Source organism: Armatimonadota bacterium (genome assembly GCA_013314775.1).
GTDB lineage: Bacteria > Armatimonadota > Zipacnadia > Zipacnadales > JABUFB01 > JABUFB01.
The window spans coordinates 707860-727922 of record JABUFB010000008.1; the positions used below are offsets into that span (position 1 = coordinate 707860).

Here is a 20063-nt window from a genome sequence, read left to right on the forward strand (position 1 = left end):
GCATCCAAGAAAAGGAACGGTGCACGATGCTCACTCCAACCACTCTTATTGCACTATTCGCAGTCTGCATGCCCGGGGCCTGCCGGGATCTGCCGGCGTTTTCGTACCCGACCACTGAACAAGCCAGAGAGCACTGGCAGCCGCAGTTTGGGAGCCTGCCCGCGCGCGTTGAGACCGACAACGAAGGCCGGAGCTACATCGCTCTAGACGCCGACTTTAAGGCCGAAAAGGACCGGGTCTGCTGGGACTGGATTCAGGACCTGGATCTCTCGCAGGCTGGCCGAGTCGCCTTTGACATTTCGTCGACCGGCACTGCCCACGCGGGAAGCATCGGGATCTTCTTCGGCACCCCCAACGGTTGGTACGCACGCTTCTGGTGGTGGGGGGCCACCAACGACTGGACGCCCATGGTTTTCCCTCTCGAGGGCTGGAGCGAAGAGGGCAAGCCGGACGGCTGGGATAAGCTGACGAAGTTCCGCTTCTCCGTCTGGAGCGCCGGACCGGGCAAGGCTACATATAGACTGCGCAACCTGAGAGTCCTCGACCGCGACCCGGGGGAGAACTATCTCCGCAACGGAAGCTTTGAGATCACCGGCGCCGGCATGCCAATCGCCTGGGGGAGCGGGCATTGGGGTGTCGGGAGCATGCCGTGGGCGGCGGACATGGACCTGTGGCGGAGCCGGTGGAAGCTGGACACAGGGAGCGCGAAAGACGGCAAAACATCGCTGCTGATCGACAACCAGCAGGACCTCCCGATGCTCAGGGCCGTGTCCGCCTGGCACACCCCCCCTGGAAAGGAGGGCACGCTGACGCTCTCGGCGTGGATCCGGTCGGACACACAGGAGTTGCCCGTTGTAATGGAGTGCGGCGGGAAGAGCGTGCAGGTAAAGGCGGGTACTGATTGGGGGCAGTTCGCCCTGAAGGGCATACCGCGAGGCCAGCGGCTCACAGTCGTCATCGCCCCACAGGCTCGCGGAAAGATGTGGTTGGACGCCGTGCAGTTGCAGGCGCTGGATGAACCCACCCCCGAGTTCCACGCGGCCTTCACCGACGAGGCCACCGCCATGCGGGAGGCCCGTGTTGACTGGGGATTCCCGCGCCGAACACCCGAGGTTGCGGCTGGAAGAAGCGTTAGCGGCCCAGTCACCGAGACCCGCGTGGTCATCGATGAACACGGGCGCTTCACGGTGAATGGCCAGCCGTATGTGCAGCATTCTCTGGGGCTGGAGTTCGTGGAGGACTTGGCCATCCTGGACTTTGTCGCGCGCTCCGGGTTCAAGGACGTTTGCTGCCAGATCCATCCGAACGTTACTACGGAACGCCTCAAGGAGATCCTGGACCGCAGTGCTGCCGTGGGGATGCGGGTGATCCCCTGGCTGGACGGGCGAATGACCCGGCAACAGTTCATCGAGCACATCCAGACACTCAAGGACCATCCCGGCCTGCTGTGCTGGTATGTGTACGATGAGCCATCCGGAGACCGTTTCGCGGAAGCCGACGCGCGCTATCGCCTCGCGCGGGAGCTTGACCCGAACCACCCGGCGCTCATCAACTACCTGCCTGACAAGCTGACTGGTCATACCGGCGACATCTACTCCACCGACGTCTACCCTATCCCCCACTCGAACCCGATGAGCGCCATTTCCGCGGTACGATCCATGCGCGCGGATGCCCCGCCGACGCGGCCGGTGTGGATGTGGCTGCAGGGGACCGGCTACGCTTACTGGATGGACCGGGAGCCCACACCGCGCGAGCTCTCGTGCATGGTCTACGGGAGTTTGATCGAGGGCGCGCGGGGCATCTACTACTTCGCCCAGATACCGCGTACCAGGGAGTGTTTCGCCGAGATGCGAGCGATGTGCGTCGAGGTGGATGAGCTCTCACCGTTCCTGTACAGTCTGGAGGAAGCGCCTGAAGTCACAGCGGACAGTCCAGTCGTGCTCGCGCGAGCCTACCGGCATCAGGGCGTGACGCGAATTGTCGCTGTGAACACCGGGCATGAGCCGGTGCGGGCCAGGATCAATATGCCTGGAGTGGGAAGCAGGCTCCGAGTGGTGTTCGAAGACCGCGAGGTGGCGGCTGAAGACGGCGGCTGGTCGGACGACTTCGCGGGGTACGAAAGGCACGTCTACGAGGCTGATAGAGAGTAGATTGCTATGCTGGATACGCAGCGGCGGGGCCGCGTGAACACTCGGCCCCGCCGGCGAGATGCGCCGCGGTCTACTTGTATCCGGCCACGTTGCGGACATCCCACGTGTTGGCCGAGATCGAGCCGCTGGTGATGGGCAGCAAGTCGGCGATGATCAGCTGTTTGATGTCTCCCGGCTTGAGACTCGCCGTTCCTTGATCCCCCTCTCGGTTGAACTCCGAAAACTCAACCTTCACCAGGTCCCACTTGCCCCTGGTGTCCACCTGGCGCATTGCCCCGAAACGTCCCTTGTCCCGCTGTTCAGTCGCCAGGATCAGGGTCGCAGGCAAATCCGTCCGTATCTCGAAGCTGATGCCGCGAGCGCCGTCCAGAAGGTCCCGGGGCACAGTGCGAACGATACCGAAGATCTTATCAGGCGGGGTGACGTACTTGACCCGCAGGAACGGCTCGCTCCCGTCGTCGGGTGTCTGAGTTTTCAGACTCACGTCTTCGCCGCCCACAGCCATCCAGTGGATCGTGGGCGTTGAGCACGCGTCGAGCAGGTACTCATCAACATCCTCCGCCTGGATGTCCGGCTTTTCGGCCTCCTTCGAGCTGAGCACCACATCATCGAGCCAGATCATCGACTGCGCAGGCGGCGGATTGTAGATGGGCATGCCCGCTTTTTCCAGCACCCGAGCGAAAAGGCTGGCATCCGCGATAGCGAACAGGTTCACCTGATCGGGATCAAGCTTCCCATTTTCGTCCTTGCCGTCGTCACCCAACGCGAAGTCCTTGATGGACAGTTCGATCTCGTTCCACTGCCCCGCTTCGGACCAGAAAACGGACTGGTAGCTCGACTCGTCTTCCTCATTCAGGGCGACCATGAGTGGTGTCGAGAACGCAGTGGAAACGGCGAACCGAATGGTCTTCAGCTCCGGCAGGTTCGCGGGAAGCGGAACGAAAAACAGGCCGGGAATATCGCCCTCCTTGCCCTCGTCGGGCAGACGCTGCATGTACGTGAACTGCAGCGAGCCCTGGCCCCTGTAGACGGCATCGGCCTCCTGTGTGAGTGCGAGCTTGGCCTGCGGATCGAGCACCGACCAGTCTTCGAGGTCGGTCTCGAAGTCCCAGGACCTGAGAACCCCCTCGGCATCCTGAGCCATCACGGCACAGGCCAGCAGCATGACGACTGCAACAAAGAACAAGCGTTGTGCCATACTCGACGCCCTCCCCTGTAAACGGATCTTGTCCATCGTACCCGACGATAGCATAGACACATCGGTGCAGAGATTGGTTCGCCTGACCCTCGTGCTGCATCAGCGCTTCGCGGACCGGCGTACCACACAGCCCAGGTCCATGGGCCCGATCTCCACAGCGATCTCTGCAATCTCCCCATCGATTCCGGGAGTCAGCGGGGCGCCGTTCCAGACATCCTCAAACATGTCGCCCGGATTGTACGGCACACGGAGAATCGCCCCCCGGACAGTGCGGCCATTGGCATTGTACAGCGTCCAGACCGTCTCGTCCTCCGTGCTGAAACGGTTCGCGAAGACCCCAGCCTGTTCGGTCCGCACGAGCGCTTCCACGTCGTCCGAGCCGAATGCCGCTCGGTGCTCGCACTGGATGCCAATGGATTTGCGGTGAAACTCCAGGGAAGGCCCGTCCATCCCCGGAAGGCCCGGTTCCGCGACGCGCAGGGTCTCGCCGTTGAAGAATGGGAACTTGTGATTCCACCAGTTACCGGACCGCAGGGCAGTATAGTGAATGATATGAATCGGCTTGAAATGCGGGAACGCGAAGCGGGAGAGGTTGACGAAATGGGGCGCAATATCTCGCTCCGGCACGCTCCACAGGGCGTAGTATGTGAAAGACCCGTCGAGGACCTCGCGCATTACCTCGGCCGGCGGGTATTCGCTGAACAGGGCGACATCGGGGCCGACGCGCTCCCGGATTCGTCGCAGCATCTCGACTTCGCCGGCGTAGGGAATCTCGTAGCCATTGTGCCCGTGGTTCTTGGCGTGGCAAACCCAACGTCCGTCCGTCGCGCCATATTCGTCAATATACAGGACGCGATTGCCAAGGTCGGAGACGATGCGTCCGCAGGCTTCGGGGAAGTAGTCGCGCCAACCTGGCAGGTATGGACACTGGTTGTAGGCGTCGTAGGCAGGGATGAAATCAGGCCTCCCGTCAGGCTTGCGCATCGACCACTCTTCCGCATGCGCCCCGACGAATTCGCCCTTTGCGCTGCTCAGGTAGCCGTCGGTGTAAAGGCTGACTGCGACCCCGCTTTCCTGAAGGGCTTGGATGTTGCCCCGGAAGTAGTCCAGGCCGCCCACGGTGTCATCGTAGTGGGCGTAATCCCCCCAGTCTCCCCACTCTTCGGAGGCCGCCCAGCCGAACAGGTGGACCCAGTCACAGGGCCCTATGTAGCGGCGCATATTGTCCACGAGGCGCTGGATGTCCCCGCGCTTCTTCGGGTCGCGCGAATAGTCATAATGGGCATTCGCCGACAACATCGCGAAGGACTGCTGGAACCATTCCTTGCGCGCAGGCGGCCTGAACCAGGTTGCGAGCCAGTCCCTGTAGGCGCCGAAGATCGCACGCCAGTCACCGGGAAGCGCGATGAGTGCAGCCTCGGTCGCTTCGAATCGCGCGCCCGGGGCAAGATCGCGGCTCGGGTACTCGCACGACCACGCACCGCCTGTCTCACCTTTGGACAGACGGATGAAGTGGTGCTGCGCCAGGGTGTCGTGAGTCAGGCAAGCCAGCGCCAGCCCGGATCTTGGGTTGAAGAACCCGTCCATTTGGAGGGGGTGTGGTTCGCCCAGGGGGTCACGAAAGTCTCGATCCTGGTTGCTGAAAATCCCGCCGCGCCTGCCGGACAGATACCAGGTCCCCGCGACATCACCCATCACGACATCGCGCAGCACCGGGAACTCCACATCCGCGGTGATCTCCCGTTGGCCACGGTTCTCCAGTGACATGCGCAGGAGCAGTTCGCCCGGCTTACCGGGGAGGCAGGTCACAGTTGCGGCGAGACCGGTCTCCGTATGCAGGAGGTTCCAGGACTGCCCACCATCGAGGGGCTCGCGCGACTTGACAGTCCACGAGTACGCGGGGAGTTCGCGGCCGTCGATGCGCACGGTGAACAGCGGCCCTCTGCCCACCGAAAGCAGGTTCTCAGCCGCGGGTAGAGTGAGAGAGCCCCACGTGAGCCCCCGAATCGTCTCGAACTCCGCGCACAGCGGACCTGATGTCACAGCGCCCGCAGGGGTGGTGTTCGGCACAGGCACCGGAAGTTCCGCGCGGGCTTCCGGATAATGAAGGACGGCCCAGTCGGGTTCGGTAACGCGCGGCTCACCGGTGTACATGGTGGCGGCGAGGATCGAGAACGAGGCCGTCTGCATCCGGTCCTTCAGAGCAAGGCTCACGGGTGTGCGGGATGGGTCGGGATGCACGACGCTCAGGCTCAAGCCGCGGCGCAGACCCCATCGCGCCATGGAGACATCCAGCGGCAGAATGCGGTCGATCGTGCCGTCGGAGTAGCGCACTTCGCAGAAGACCTTCTCGGGAACGTCGAGCCATTCCTGGGGCTGCGGGTGCATTGGGTCCAGGCCCCAGGGCTCCGTCGCCGGCGCGGTGTTTGCCGTAAGCAGGTAGACCTCACGTACCCCGGGGGGCAGGTCAAAGCTGACCTCACCCAAGTCTCCGGTGCCGGTTTGGCGCGCGTCGTTGATGGCTCCCGGCACGGCGAACGGGATGCCCTCCACGAGAACGTTCGGGGAAGAGAACCAGCCTTCCAGCGACAACCGCGAGGGCATCAGCCCGGCGACCTTCCCGCCGCGCACATCCACCGGGCGCGCGGTGAAGCCGTCCTTGCCGTCTGGCCACGGGGAGTCCAGCGCGGCAAACTGCAAGACTTCGGACACCGCCCGCGGGACGGGTCGCGAACTGAAGGTCACGGGGCCCAGTTCCAGCCGGGCGGAAGCGCTCTCGCTCTCGAGGCCCACGGCTAGATATTTCGCGGTGAACCTCTCGCCGATTTTGGTTGCAAACTCATGCCACGCGCCGTCCGCGGACAAGTCCCGGGCGAAGCAGGGAATTGTGCGGCTCCCGCCGCTTCCGCCCTCGTCTTCGCCCAGCCAGATGGCGTAGACCGAGGGATCGACGCGGCCCGTGATGCGGTAGCGGAAAGAGATGAAAGGCAGCGCGCCCAGGTCCACGGGATCCGGCAGTTGCAGAAGCCAACGCATGCCCTTGCCCCGCCCGGCGAGGTCGAAAGTGGCAACTTCGCCGTTCATGGAGAATGCATGCGCATCGGTAGCGTTGGTGGTCCAGCCCGGACGCGGTTCGGGCCGATTCGGGTCATCCCAGAGCACGACTGTCTTTGCCAGAGCCGTCTTCGGCGGCGGAGAGGCCAGGTCGGCGCCCTCGGGCAGCTCATCAGCGAAACGGATCCAGTCGATTTCAAGCTCCGCCTTGCCGCCGGCATCAGCGATGAGCTTCACAGCCAATCCGTATGTGGGTTCTGCCGGCTCAATGGGCATCAGGTCCACGGCGAGGGTATGCCACTGACCGTCCGCCTTCACTTCGCGGGCACTCGCGTAGCGCTTCCCGCCGACGGTGCCCTCCTGCCCGTGGAGGAAGTAGTTGTCCACGTTCGTATTGGCTCCGCTGGCTCGATACCGCACCAGAACGTACCGCTCGTCGCCGCTGACATTGTGTCCGACGAGGCTCAGGAGCCAGGGGAGCTCGGCGTTGGCGCCGCCGACGCTGAAGACCAGCTTGTCGTCGCGGCTGGCGATAGAATGGCTCTCAGGCTGCTTCTGCACCCACCCGGTCATGGGCTTCCAGGCGGCGGCTGACGAGCCGTCGATGAGCACTTCCGCGGAGGCCAGTACCGGCATGAGTGCGATGGAAACGCACAGACCCAGCATGGATCGAGGCATTGGGAACTCCGTGATGTTCAGGTTCGGTGTCATGGACGCGGTATTTCCGGCGCGTTTGCGCATTGCGGCGGCACGGGCAGCCAGGTGAGGGCGGGGTCCGGAATAGCCCGCAGTTCCTCTTCGCCGCGGTACGGACAGTTGGCGTCCACCCAGGCGATGAGGCGCCGAAGGCTCTCCGTATCCACTTTCAGGCGAGGGTGCGCAGCGTCTTCCCCGCGCGCGATGCGTATGAGCCGGCTGGTGTAAGACAGGCTGGTCATGGGACGGATAGTTCCGTAACTCGCCGGGTCGCTCTGCTCATAGTTCTCGCACATGATCGCGCCCGCAATCCCCGGCTTTCCGACATTCGGCGCGCCACTGTAATTTGCCCAGCCCACCAGTGTGGGATAGGGCTCTTTATAGAATTGGAACCCCGGACGCAACGTCAGGTCCAGTTTCCCGCGGGCCTTACCGTCGCGCTGGTGACAGGCGCCGCAGTACCGGTCCAGGACAGGCTGAACGAGACGCTCGTAATTGATGGTGGTGGCTCCCCAGGGCGGCGCCTCAATGTCGCGAGGCGCCGACTGCATAGCCAGGCCGCGCTTCACAGGAGGTGCGACGCTGTGCAGTTCGTGGCACCCCACACACCCACGCACTTCGCCCGGCAACACCCCGGTGAAGCTGCGCATGGTGTGTAAGGCCCGAAAGTCCGCGTCCAGCAACTGGAAATGCAGGGCTTTGCCCGCAGGAGCCCGGAAGTGCACTGAGCCGTCGGGCTCAATCGGGACCGTTCCGAGAATGCGCTTGGGTCCGTCATCCTGAAGGATGGAGATGCCGGGCCCTGAGAAGCGGGAGTCCCGGGTCCAGGTGGAGCAGGTCTTCGAGTCCATCTGGATCACGCGCAGGTACCGGACGAGATCGCGGGGCAGATCCGGCACGCCCTGCAGTACGTCGGAGCTGAAGAAGATCCCGGGATCGGCAGGCTTGCGATGCGGTCCAGTCCCAGGCCACTTGACGCGGTCGGTATGCACCGGAGGCGCCTGCCGTGGCTTCACGGGCATGGCGTACCAGATGTTGTGCGCGCCCTCGTAGATAAGCTCGCGGTTCCCGTGCACATCCATGAGATACAGGCGGAACTTTCCATCCGGGCGGCTGGCCGACACCAGGAAGTCTTCCTCGGACAACGGGTAGGGGCTCTTGTAAGCCGTATATGCCCCGGACGGGTGGTAATCCGCGGCCTCACCTGGGTCAACCGGCGGCGCGCCACATTCGGGCCAGGGCATGTCGCGAGTGACCTTGGTAAGACCGTCCGGGAAGTTGAACCCTTTGCGCGGGTCGATAATGCCTACGCTCCCCGCGAACCAGTTGTGATGCGCCAGGCCCGTGAACATGACCCGCGGGCTGCCGGGAATCGCGCGCGGTTCGGCGAGGTGATCCGGCCAGACGCTCTGGTTGCCCCAGAACGCGGTGGTCCCCGTTCCGTCCTGGTTCGTCGCCCAGAGGCTCTGGATACGCCAGAGGGCCTTGTCGGTGTACTCCCACCGCGAGTAGATCACGCGGCCATCGTGCAGGAGCGACGGGCACCAGTCGGGCTCATTGCCCTGGCTGATGAGGTAGATGTCGCTGCCATCAGCTTCGCACCGAGCAAGAACATAGGAGTACGTGTAGGGCATGCAGCGAACGTAGGTGTTGCAGCGCGTGGACGTGAAGATGATATGGCCGTCTGGCAGATAGATGGGATCCAGGTCGTCATAGGGTCCGTCCGTGAGCTTGCGCAGGCCGGAACCGTCGACATTGATCTCGTACAGGTGGAAGGCCGGGCCGTTGTGGGGCTTGTAGCAGAAAAGCACGCGAGTGGCATCGAAGGACAGGTCCGGCCGCCAGAATGCGCCGGGCACATCGGGCGCCAGCTTGCGCAACGAGCCTCCGGGATGAAGGCCCGTGAGCACCAGCAGCCTGCCTCCGGGCATGGCCATCATACCGTTGCGGTGCCGAGCCTCGTGAGGCCATTCAGCGCCCTGCGGGTAGGGCTGGTCGATGAAGAGCACAGACTCGAAGTCCAGCACGGGATTCGCGAAGGCGATCTCGCGCTTTGCGCGACGCACCTCAAGATACAGGTGCCGGGCCTCGGAACCGTTGGCGTCCGCAACTGCCCCGATCTGCTCTTCGAGTTGGGCCAGTCGCGCCAGCAGAGCGGACAGATCAGGGCAGCCGGGCATCGCGCGGATCCTCGTCGCAAGTGCCCGTGCCCAGCCGATTTCCTCCAGCGCACGGTCGCGGAAGGGCACTCCTTCGGCCTGGAAAAGCCAATCGCGCTCCAAGGCTTCACGGGCCTCCGCCACGGTGAGGGTCCGTGTCTCCGGTTCGGTCGGGTTCGCCACAAATGGCGCCACCGGGTGCGGGATGCCCTCACGGGCCAGGCGCTCCGCAAGCCCTGCCGGGATGCCCTCGAAGGAGCCCCAGGACTCGCGCGGAAGACCGGTAGGCGTCTGCAAAGCATCCTGGGATGCCCAGGTGCCGGACCAGCCCGCATCCGGCGCTTCGACGCCTGTCAACACCGCGCACAGGCGCGATGTCGGGTCCGCCACAAGGAGGCCACCGGTGCGGCGGTCGAGGATACTGTAGTCGCCGTCGTGGGTATGAGCCGCTTCCAGGTTGCCATAGACCGTGAGTTTCACATCTTCGAGCTTCCTGTCAGAGCGGTTGGCGAGAGTGAAGCGTACGCGCACCAGCGACTCCGGGCCGGCGGCGGCGTCGATAGTGATCGCCAGGAGTCCGTCTGCGCTTTCGGTCCGGCAGCGCAAGCGAGTCTCGGAGAGGGCCACGGCGGGTTCGGCCACGCGCAGGTTTTCCTCGGCGCGGTCGCCCCGGGCGATGATGGTTCCTGCCCGGCGGGGCTCTCCCGAGGTATAGTGGGCGAAGTAGCCGAAGCGACTTAGCTGTCCCCCGGCGGGACAAGCCAGGGCTTGCCTGCGACCCTCCCAGTAGAAGGAACCCGCATCATTCAGCGCGAAGTCCGTGACGCCGCTGGAAATCCAGATCACATCGCCTGCCTGCTTCGCGGCAGGTCTGCCGTCCGCAGGCAGGTCAGCCTCCTTGCGAACACGCTGGAGGCGGCTGACCAGGGCCTCCAAGTCGGCATCCCAGGCCAGAATTGCCGTCCGGGAGCGCGACTCACCGACCGGTATGTCGCCAAGGTGCCAGGTGAGCACACCATCCACATTGCCGATGGATTCCAGGCCGGCAGCGAGAAGTGCCGCGGGGACCAGGATAGCCGCGAGGATCGACAGGGTGCGTGCGACAGATGTCATGTGCCTTCGGTCCTCTGTCAGGGTTTGCACTTGTTGCACGGCTTCAGCCAGAGGCTGTCTTCGGCTTCTCCCTTGTCCACTTCCATGGGAGGGCCCGCGAGATACGGGCATCCCTGGCGATGGTAGAAGGAGCGCCCCGCCACATAGTATACCGTGTCGGAAGGTCCCAGTGGGGGCAGGCCCCGGAACTTGGCCATCGGGTCGCCGGACTGAGTCATTGTCACTGCGGCGGGTTGCTGAGATGCGGGGATGTCGGACCGCTGAGGCGGGAAGATCATCCTCCAGGCCACGAACGTCAGCGCCAGCGCAGCCAGCACGAACACGCCGGTGATGATGGGCCCGAAGGCCGCACTGACGCGCGGAGACTTCGAGGCCGGCAATGGCCGAGCAGCCTCCTGCACCGGAGGGGCATGGATGGCGGTTGTGGCCGCTTCTCCCCCACAGCGCGTGCACTCCTCTTCTCCGGGCGCCATCCAGCAGCCGCAGACCGGGCAGTCGTGACCGTCCTGGGACCCTTCCTGCAGATGCTCTTCATCGTCACGGCCGAAAGTGGAGGGCAGCGGCAAGTCCTCCATGGCCGGCGGCGCATCCCACTGCAGGCGGTCGATCTTGGCCAGCTCAATCTGCGCCCGACGGTAGCCCGGGTCGAGATGCAGCGCTCGTTCCTGGGCCTCGCGGGCTTCCTCGAGCCTTCCCAGTTTGCGCAGCGCCATGCCCCAGTTGCACCACGTGCGCGCTCGGGTGGACGCAAGCCGTGTCGTCTGGAATGCCACCCGCTCCACGGCGTTGTAGTCCTGAAGCTCGAAGTACGCGAGGCCCAGCGCCTCGAGAGCATTCAGATCATCGGGGTTCCGAGCCAGCTTGTCGTTGAGGATGTCGATGGCCTGTGAGTACCGTTTCCGCGCAATCAACTCGCGCGCCATCGCCACCGTCGAGTGCGCCGCCGGCATGATCTCACCGTGTTCTTGGCATGGTAGTGGCTATCGCCCGCGGAACCCACGGACGCCGAAATCCTCCCCCCAGGGGTCGGCGTCGGGCACTCCGGAGCGATCAATCAGGTCAGCCATACGCTCTCGGTATTCATACAGTGCGGCCGGGTCGTGTGAATACTTCGCCATGTTTTCCACCAGCGAGTCAGGGACCACGAGCGCCTCTTCTGCCTGTTTCAGCCAGTCGCGCTCACCCGGGCTCAGAATTCCCTCGCGCGCCTTGTACTGGCGAATAATCTCCTCGAGAATGCAAGCGTAGGCGTAGTCTTCCATGCCGTCGCGGTAGTTCTCGAGGCGAACCGTTGGCACCGGTTTGCCTCCCGGTCCGGCGCAGGTGAGGCTACCGTCCCCGTGGTATGTCGTCCAGCTCACCGGGTTCCAGGCAGTGAAGGGCCCGGACTCGATTGGCTTGTTGTCATTCCAGATGCTGATGAGATAATACAGAAATCCGTCCGGGCGGTACTTCGCAGTCATAGCGCCCATGAGCAAGCGCGACTCTATAGCCGCATACTCTACGAACCAGTTGGCATAGGGATTGTGCGGACCGCAGCAGATGTACCACCAGACATACTTGCCCGCAGCCCGCGCGTCTTCGGCAAGCTCCGGGATGAATCTTGGGGTGAGCGGGCACCAGGCATCGATGGTCTTGACCTCGGATTCCAGCCCATAGGAGTGGTCGTAGCTCGTGGTCATGAGCAGGACTTCCGGGAAGGCCTTGCGGAGGGCCTGCGCTGACCGCTCCAGGAGGCCGAACTGCTCCTTGGGCCGCTCGTCAAAGCCGTAGATGTACGCGTGGTCAAGCAGACCCAGCTCCTTCGCCTTCTCATAGGCTGGACGCAGGCGTGCTACAGTGTCGGCGATGGCCTTGTCGAAGCCCTCTTCAGTCGTGCCCGCATTGAACACGTTCCCCAGGTTAAAGGCGCACAGGCGGCCCTGGTTATGCAGGTACTGGATCACGTCCCAATCCGGCGGGCCGCTACGGTAGAGACTGTCGTAGTCGATATAGTAGTCGGCCAGGAAGTCCGCCCAGACAAGTTTCATGTGCGGCCAGTTCTCCACGCCGCCCATTTGTGCGGGGCGTTCGCCGAAAGTGATGGCGGTGGGCAACGGCGTCTGATCCGGAAGGGTGAAGTTACGGACGCGCAGTTCGAGGTCCAGCGTCACAGGTTCCGCGTTGGCGGCAGAGACCGTCAATGTACCTCGGTACAGCCCCGGCGTCTGGTCCTTGCCGGCCTTGGCGCGGACCCAGAAGGTCTGCAGGTCACCTTCGGCGATGTCGACCGGCCCCAGGAAGTCCAGGATCGGGTCTGGCCACCAGCCCACGTAAGGGACAGTGTATGGAGGCCGGTTCTTCGTCTCCACGTAGCCGACCACATCGCAGTCGATGGCCTCTGCCGGGAAGACGGCACCATCCTCAGACTTGAGGTCCGTCACCGAGACGGAGACTTCCTTGAGACCGTCTTTGCGAGGCATGACCGCGATCTGAAGGCTTTCCTTCTCATTGCGCGCAAGGCTCAGGGAGGCCTTCGTTGTCACGTTCAGGGAGAAGGGCATGTCGCGCGGGAGGATCTTCTCCATGGACGTGGCCAGCCCCACGAGCATCGGACCACCACCGGGGAACGTGCGGTCGAAGTCGCGCTCGAAGGTGAGCACGGACCTGAGCCGGTCGGGCGAACTCAGAAGTGCTTCCAGTTCCGAACGCAGCTGATCCACGTCCTCTACCGTCAGCCCCTCAGATGCCAGCGCAGTGCGGGTCGCGGATATGCGGGAGTTCAGCAGCGCCATGTGCGCCTGTAGCCGGGCCTTGCTCGCGGGAGTATCCGCAATCGCCGCCAGTTCCATCGCCGCTTTGCCAAGAGCGGACGTTGGCTCCACCAGCCCGGCAAGCGCAAGACCAGCCAGTTCCCGGGCGAAACTGGACGGGATCGGCGGGGGCTCCTCACCCGGCTTGAGAAGCGTGAAATTGTCCAGGTACAGACCGACTTCATCTTCCGGGCGCTGGGAGAAGAGGTGGATGATGGAGATGCCCGAGCGATCCACCTTCTCCGGCATGTCCGTTAGGGGGACCACGTAGCGCTTGAAGCCGCAGGACGGCAACTCGAAGCGGTAGCTGAAGGCCTCGCGGAACGGGATCTTGCTGTCGGAGATGAACATGGACAGGAAGGGCCGCTTCTCGCCGGTGTTTGTGATGTCGATGAGCAGGCGATCATACGCCCTCCAGTCGGCCATGGGCGGTTTGGCTTCGAAAGCCGGCCATTGCTCCATGCCCTCTTTCCACGCGGGGGTGGAGAAGAACATGGAATGCCGGCCCGAGGTGGCGAAGGATGTGCTCTGGACCAGCTTGTCCTGAGCCGCGTTGCGCAGGCTCCAGGCGGCCACGTCGGCCTCGTTCTCGAAGTCGAACAGCACATCCAGCGCATGGGCGGAGACGCAGCCCAAACAGGCGAGAAGCGCAGTGCCGAGGACGATCTTCATGTCCATTACCTTTCTACGGCAAGCTTTACAGATTTCCACAGTCCGCCGGCGAGGCTCAGGTTGTGAATGCGCACGGCAATCGTGTTCGGCCGGCCAGGGAGGAGTTTCCCGGTGACGTCGATGGAAAAACGCTTGTCCCAGCCGAGGTCGGGGGCGAGCTTGTGCTGCCCTGCGCGCGCGCCATTGACCCAGACCTCTGCCTGCTCATCGGCCGCGCCGAACCAGAGCTTCAGGCGCTTGTCCCGGGGCAGGTCAAACAGGGGCGCGGTCCAATCGAGACGGTACCAGGCATAGCCGGTGTAGCGCAGATCCTGCTCGTCCCAGAACTTGCCGATCTCCATAGTCCCCCAACCGTCCGGCGAGATGCCCGGCTTGAACCAACCGTGTTTCACCCCGACATTGCCCGGATCGGTGCGGAACCGCCAGACTTTGGGCAGATCGGCGATGAACTCGTACTTGCCTTCCAGGTCGCCGAACGTGGCCTCATCGTCGTATCCGGGCTGCGTGGAGGCCTTGGGTGGCGGCGGCGCCGGGACGTCCCTGATAGTGCGCCCCACATACGCGGCATCGTTGATCTCGTGGGGCAGGCGCGATCTCCGCAAGGCTCGCTGATAGGCGGCCGGAAGGTCTTGCCGGGTCCACCAGCGCGGACATTCCGTGTAGATCCACACGTACCGGTCGGTGACATTCAGCCCGCAGAAGACCGAGTATTCGAACTCCTCGGGTGTAAAGAAGTTCTTGCTGAAGTCATCCGTGTGCCACCCGTAGCTGCGCCACGCCGCGTCCATCCAGATTCCGAAGCCGACTTCGATGTGCTTCTTGTATTTCGCGGGATTGGCCACCAGGGGCAGGACGCCCTCGCGCACCGAGCGGTAGCCGTTCACGAACTGCTGGTGAGTGCGGAAAGTGTAGGCGCCCTCGTATGCGTCCACGATTACGGTCTTCGGCGCGGCAGCCTGGAACATGCCGTCCAGGAAGCCACGAAGCAGGCCGTACGGCCGCTTGTCGGCATCATCAACGCCGCCCGTAATCCCGTAGCCGTAGGTGAGCAGCACCACGATGTCCGGGTACTCCGAGTTGATCGCCCGCATGAATCGGGCGCCGCAGTCAGCGACCCTTTCCATGTACTCAGCGAAGCTGCGTGTCTCGCAGTGTGCCTGCTTCGCGTAGGTCCACAGCGGCTCATTGTAGATCTCGATGTCGAACATGAAGCCCTTGCAGCCACCCTCGCGGGCGACCCTCGCGGCCACCCGAGCGTTGTTGAGGACCGCGTCGAAAGCCTTGTCGTCGAACCAGTCCACGTTCCCCGGGCAGACGTTGAACCGCAGGAAATTGTCGGTGAGCTTCTCGAACAGGCACGCCTGCAGGTCCTCAATGTTCGAAGCGAACTCCTCATACTTGAACACCGTGGAACTCCAGCAGGTCCACGCGAAGTTCACGGGCTTGCCCTCATGCACGGGCATGGCGTGGAAGATCACGCCATCGAAACCCATGTTGTCCATGCGCTCCTGGTTGGCACGCATGAAGGCGGGGTCGGGCTCGTCCCAGCCCCACTCGATGATCTTCGTGTGCCGGCCTGTAGGTACGGGAGCGGCGAGAGCGGCAGAGATCGATAGCAGACACAGGCAGATCTGGAGACAGCGCATGTGTGGTCAGCTCCTATGAATGGCGAGACCAAGGACAGGAGGCAACGTGCGGCCTCACCCCTGCGCGACGAGTCGATGCCCTCTCCTCTCTCCGTCGCGGTAAAGCTGCTCCGGATGAGGAGACCAAGACAACGACAATGGCCGGCGGGCCAAAGGTGCCCGCCCCAGGAACGATGAAACGCGGCCGCCTACCGTTCAAGCTCCAGCCGCCAGGAGTCGTTCATCAGCGGCCAGGAATTGCCCGCAACGACCCACAGATAGCCGTCGAAATCATAGACGGTTGCTTCGTGGCGCGGGCTCCAAACCGGCTCGGACTTGAACTCGTACCAGTTTTTCCCATCGGCCGTGTACCAGACGTCGCCCAGGTTGTGAGCCTCGGCATTGCGATAGCCGCCGATAAGCCACATGTAGCCCGCGTGGACCTTGCAGATCGACCACATGCGCGTGGGCCAGGGCGCCTTCTCCAATACGCACTCCCAGTTCACCCCGTCCTCCGAGCACCAGACGTCATTCATGGTGGTGATGGTCTTGTAGCCCTTCTCGGGCGGGTTGTTCTCCCGGCCGACGGCGCCGGCCATGACCCACAGCTTGTCCTTGAACACGGTGACCGCTGTGGCGTAGCGCTTCTCGAAGGGTACGTTGTCGTTCACGCAGGTCCAGTTCTTGCCGTCCGAAGTCCGCCAGACGTCGGCTCCGCTCCCAAGCTGCCAAAGCTCGTCCTTGAACACCACCAGTTCGCCGTACCCGCGCACGCCGAAGGGAGTCTTCTCGCACACCTGGGTCCAGTTGATGCCGTCAGGGGAGTTCCAGACGCTGCCCTTCACCGCCCAGACCTTACCCTTGTAGACGGCCATTTCACTGTAGCCGTCATACGGCGTAGCATCGCTGATCTTGGTCCAGACCATACCGTCGGAAGAGTTCCACAGATCGCGGATGAGCACATTGCCGTTGTGGTAGGCGTTGCTGATCCACATCTTGCCATTGAGGACGAAGTCCTCGGCGGTGTCGCGGGGGCTGAAGTCCGTGTGTTCGGCCATGCGCACCCACCGACCCTTGAGGGGACCTTGGGTAGTGTTGCCGTCCTGACAGTGCGCGACGACCAGAAGGAGCAGCACAAGAACGATGGCAAGCAACACGCTGGGCATGCGGGCACCTCGATACGATGATCTCGGCGACAAAAGGTCGCTGACTTTTCCGAGGGTATGTTCGCCCGAGGCAGGCCCGAATCCTGTGCAGGGGGAATAGAGTGACGATGATTCCGCGATTGGACGCGAATGGCCCTCATGGAGTGTGATTCGGATGATGAGACAGACCACCCCTTTTGCGATTGGGCTGGTGACCCTGATGGCGAGCGTGCTTCCGTCCTGCGCCGCTGAGTACCTGCCCGACCTGATCTCCAAGTACCAGACCTGGGACGCCGCCTACAATGATGGAAAAGGCAACTCGGCCGCCACGACATCCGGCGGGCTCGGTTGGGGCGAGGCCAGTTTCCTGCGCGACTATGTCTACTGCCTGCGAGTAACCCGCGACCCGTACTGGGCTGACAAGATCGTGGACCATGTCGATCGCATGGTGGGCAACCTCAAGCCCAACGCTGAAGGATACCTGGCGTGGGATGACCCCGCTTACTCGGTGAGCATCATCGAGACACAGCCCGCAGGCAATGTGGGGGAAGCAAAGATCGAGCCCGCGCTGCAGCGGGTGAACAAGCGCGAGGGGGTACCGGACGCCACGGGCCACAGGTATGAGATCAGTGTGCCTGATGCCGGGAAGCTGGTGGTGCGAGACGTTGATGAGGGCAAGGTGATCGCGGAGGCGCCTGTCACCGACAAGATGGGGATTCCGGGAATCGAGCCGGGGAAGCTGACCCTGACCGGCACGCCGCCCGTGGGCGCAAAGTGGATAGTTGAGACCACTGCCCCCGCCCGGTGCGAGTACCAGGTGCATGACGGGATGGTAACCCACCGCATCGCGCAGTTCATCGAGTTAGTGCTGGCCGACCCGGAGCTGAATGCGGCCTACGGGGACAAGGCCCGAGAGTACCTGGCGCTCCTGGACCGGCATTTCCTGCGAAAGTGGGAATCGACGTGGGTGGACCTGCCCGGCGGAGCGGGTCTGTACAAGTTTACGGACAATCCTACCCAGCGCTTCCCGGGTTACAGCCTGCCTCACAACCAGTACCTCGCGCTGGCCCGAACCTGGCTGGTGCTCAAGGACATCCCCGGGTACGAGGGCGCGGACCTTTGCCTGAGACGGGCCACGGCAATGGCCACATACTTCAAGCAGAACCTGCGATTAGTGGGCCATGCGTACGAGTGGAACTACTGGGACCCGCTACCCCACGAAGAGGGCGTGCGCCGCAGTGTTGAGGACTACAGCCACGCGACCATCGACGTCGGGTTCGCCATCGAAGCCGCCGGGCGCAACGTGGTCTTCGATGCAACGGACCTCACCCGTTTCGCGTCGACCTACGTTGACGTGATGTGGAATCAGAACCGGGAACATCCGCGCTTTGGCGCGCGGGTGAATACCAACGTGGGTGACAAGGTTGCCTGGGCCGACTGGATCGAGCTGGGCGTCAAGGACGAGCGGGCCTGGGAGCTTGCCCAGTTGCTGTTCCTGGACCTGCAGCGACAGATATCCATGTGTCCCACCATCTGTGAGATCATCCGCCAGCGCGACGGGGTCCCGCCTGAAGACCTGCCCGTGTTCCGCGAGGGCACAAAGATGCTGAGCAACTTGCTGAGCGCCGAACTGCCCAATGCCGGCTTCGAAATTGGCACGAAAGACAGCCCGTTCATGTGGCAGTGCGGAGTCTGGAGTGAAGGCGGTGAGGGCTCCCTGTTCGAGCGCGTCCAGCCCGGTCACACCGGCGATTGGGCACTGATGATGACCGGGCGCGGTACCAGAGTGAACCAGGTAGCCCAGAGCCGGCGCTTCCGAGTTGAGGGGAAGACGCGGGTGAGGGTGAGGGCATGGTACAGAACGGAGGAGACGCCGGCGCCGGTCTTCTCGCTGATGAGTTATGATGCGAAGGGTGAGCGGCTGCAGTATGATTACTCGCCGAAGTTCGCGCCGACCCAGGACTGGGCTCTCGCGGAACACGAGTTCGCGCTGAAGGAAGGAGCCACGAGCGCCGAGGTGCTCCTTCGTAACGGCGCGGTGGGAACGGTCTACTATGATGACGTTCAGATTGAAAGGCTTGACGACGAGTAGGGCTTGGGAAGGTCGTGCCGGCTGCGCGGGGAATACGTGGTCTTCGCTCGAATGTCGGCAGGCGCATGCAAGGGAGGACTGCAATGCCAACGAAGCTTGCCATTGACGGCGGCTCACCGGTCGTGCCCGAGGGCATGATCAAGAGCTGGCCGGTGATCACCGACGCGGACCGCGAGGCGCTGGTTTCGGTGCTGGATAGCGGCCATCTGCACGGAACCAGCGCACCACTGGCCACCGAGCTCCAGAGGCGCTGGGCCGAGTACTGCGGGACGAAATACGCTATCGTCACCAGCAGCGGCACTGGAGCGCTGCACATGTCGCTGATGGCAGCCGGAGTGATGCCCGGCGACGAGGTAATCGTTCCCGCTTTCACGTACTGGGCCACAGTGGTCCCGGTGGTGCAGCAGAGCGGCATCCCGATCTTCGCGGACATCGATCCGGAGACGTACACCCTGGACCCGGCGAAAATCGAGGAGCGCATCACCGATCATACGAAAGCGATCCTGCCGGCGCATATCCATGGTATGCCGGCAGATATGGACCCCATCAATGAGATCGCCCGCAAGCACGGACTGGTTGTAATTGAGGACGCCTGCCAGGCCCACGGGGCCATGTACAAGGGGCACAAGACCGGCTCTCTGGGCGATGTGGCGGGGTTCAGCTGCAACCGTTCCAAGTGCCTGTCCGGCGGCGAGGGCGGGCTCGTGACGACCAGCCACGATGATTTCGCCGCTGTAGCCGACCGCTGCCGAGTCGTCGGCCCCATCCCGCAGACCACGCGTGACCCGATCTACGCGCTGGGCTGGGGATACCGGCCCCATGAGTTCGTGAACGCCTTCATCCTGAGCCAGCTCGACCGCCTCGACGAGTACAACGGCATCCGTAGAAAGTATGCGGCGTATATCACGCAGGAGTTGGCGAAAATACCCGGATTTGAGGGGCCCGTCACTCCGGACTGGGCGGATCCGTGCTACTTCTGCTATGTGGTAACATTCAGGCCCGATCAACTAGGGCTGGATTGCACGGCGCAGGAGTGGAAAGAAGCGTGCAAGAGGGCCCTTGCCGCCGAGGGCATGGGGCTGGGGAACTGGCAGTATGAGCCGGTGCCGGGCATGAGCGTATTCCGTGACAAGGTGGGTTTCGGCAAGGGACACCCCTGGAGCAGCCCATTCGCCCGGCAGGACGTGGTTTACGACCCCGAGGAATACCCGGCCGCGAAGGAGTTCATCAGCAGTCACGCCTATCTGGGCGGCGTCTACCCTCCCAACGGCATGGACCTGATGGAGCTGTACGTGCAGGGCTTTCAGAAGATCAGCGAGAACGCGCAGCGGGTTCTCGAATCCGCGCGCGAACAGGGATAGGAGCCT

The 20063-nt window shown here is 63.4% G+C and carries 10 protein-coding genes; 3 read left to right on the forward strand and 7 right to left on the reverse strand.

Annotated elements, in window-relative coordinates:
* The first annotated feature begins 26 nt into the window (after positions 1-26).
* Positions 27-2150 (forward strand): hypothetical protein, encoded by a 2124-nt coding sequence (locus HPY44_09945; protein NSW56327.1) that lies wholly within the window; start codon positions 27-29, stop codon positions 2148-2150.
* Positions 2151-2220: 70 nt separating this feature from the next.
* Here HPY44_09945 and HPY44_09950 read toward each other — a convergent pair whose 3' ends face one another.
* The 7 genes from HPY44_09950 to HPY44_09980 form a co-directional block, all read right to left on the reverse strand.
* Positions 2221-3348 carry a hypothetical protein gene (locus HPY44_09950; GenBank protein ID NSW56328.1) on the reverse strand — a complete coding sequence of 376 codons (1128 nt, stop codon included), beginning with the start codon at positions 3346-3348 and terminating at the stop codon, positions 2221-2223.
* A 99-nt stretch (positions 3349-3447) separates the two neighbouring features.
* A complete protein-coding gene (locus HPY44_09955; GenBank protein ID NSW56329.1) occupies positions 3448-7113 on the reverse strand; it encodes a hypothetical protein in 3666 nt (1221 codons plus the stop codon).
* Positions 7110-10370 (reverse strand): hypothetical protein, encoded by a 3261-nt coding sequence (locus tag HPY44_09960; GenBank protein ID NSW56330.1) that lies wholly within the window; start codon positions 10368-10370, stop codon positions 7110-7112. The genes HPY44_09955 and HPY44_09960 overlap by 4 nt, the downstream gene beginning before the upstream one ends.
* Before the next feature lie 17 nt (positions 10371-10387).
* Entirely contained in the window at positions 10388-11320 is a 933-nt protein-coding gene (locus tag HPY44_09965; GenBank protein ID NSW56331.1) for a tetratricopeptide repeat protein, read from the reverse strand.
* A gap of 30 nt (positions 11321-11350) precedes the next feature.
* On the reverse strand, positions 11351-13834 hold the full coding sequence (locus tag HPY44_09970; GenBank protein NSW56332.1) for a DUF4091 domain-containing protein: 2484 nt from the start codon (positions 13832-13834) through the stop codon (positions 11351-11353).
* A 5-nt stretch (positions 13835-13839) separates the two neighbouring features.
* Positions 13840-15480 (reverse strand): hypothetical protein, encoded by a 1641-nt coding sequence (locus HPY44_09975; protein NSW56333.1) that lies wholly within the window; start codon positions 15478-15480, stop codon positions 13840-13842.
* 188 nt (positions 15481-15668) lie between these two features.
* Complete coding sequence (locus tag HPY44_09980; GenBank protein ID NSW56334.1) at positions 15669-16625, reverse strand: hypothetical protein; 957 nt, start codon at positions 16623-16625, stop codon at positions 15669-15671.
* 154 nt (positions 16626-16779) lie between these two features.
* On the opposite strand from HPY44_09980, the gene HPY44_09985 reads away from it, so the two are divergent.
* Complete coding sequence (locus tag HPY44_09985) at positions 16780-18696, forward strand: hypothetical protein (GenBank protein ID NSW56335.1); 1917 nt, start codon at positions 16780-16782, stop codon at positions 18694-18696.
* Positions 18697-18779: 83 nt separating this feature from the next.
* Positions 18780-20057 (forward strand): DegT/DnrJ/EryC1/StrS family aminotransferase, encoded by a 1278-nt coding sequence (locus HPY44_09990; protein ID NSW56336.1) that lies wholly within the window; start codon positions 18780-18782, stop codon positions 20055-20057.
* Positions 20058-20063: the final 6 nt, after the last annotated feature.